The organism is Kineosporia corallincola (assembly GCF_018499875.1).
Classification (GTDB): domain Bacteria; phylum Actinomycetota; class Actinomycetes; order Actinomycetales; family Kineosporiaceae; genus Kineosporia; species Kineosporia corallincola.
The window spans coordinates 1-478 of record NZ_JAHBAY010000051.1 but is presented as its reverse complement, the minus strand read 5'-3'; the positions used below and the strand labels follow the sequence as shown (position 1 = coordinate 478).

Annotated in this window: 1 pseudogene; it reads right to left on the bottom strand. The window is 70.5% G+C overall.

The features are described from left to right. A pseudogene (locus KIH74_RS35655) lies at positions 1 to 386 on the bottom strand (hypothetical protein); the annotation flags it as partial. Positions 387 to 478 lie beyond the last annotated feature (92 nt).

Here is a 478-nt window from a genome sequence, read left to right as displayed (position 1 = left end):
TCGGCCCCGGCGGCACGGCGCACGGTACGCCGCAGGTTGGACACCTCCGTGGACATGCGGGCGGTCGCTGCACTGACGGTGGCATCCGGCCAGATGATGTCCTTGATGGCGTTGATCCGCGCCCCTTCCGGATACAGCGCCAGGTACAGCAGCAGTTGCAGGGCGTGCCGGCGCAGCCCCGGCACCGGGTTGCCCGCCGCATCAAGGACGGCCGGTCGTCCCATCAACCGCACTTGCACACGTGCAGAGGGATTTTCGGGCTTGGTGGACGCCGGCGGCGGCTGTGTGGGGAACGGATCGGCGGGCTCCTGCCGGACTTCCAAAGACTCCGGACGTAGCGAGGCGGTGACCGTCACCGGGGCGTCGTCGGGCGCCACCTGGGCCACGTGGCCTGCGGATCCTGTTGCGGTGATGCGATACACGCGCTGGGACGTCGCGGCGCGGGCCCGGCCGCTGTTCGCGTTCCCCGTCGACCTTG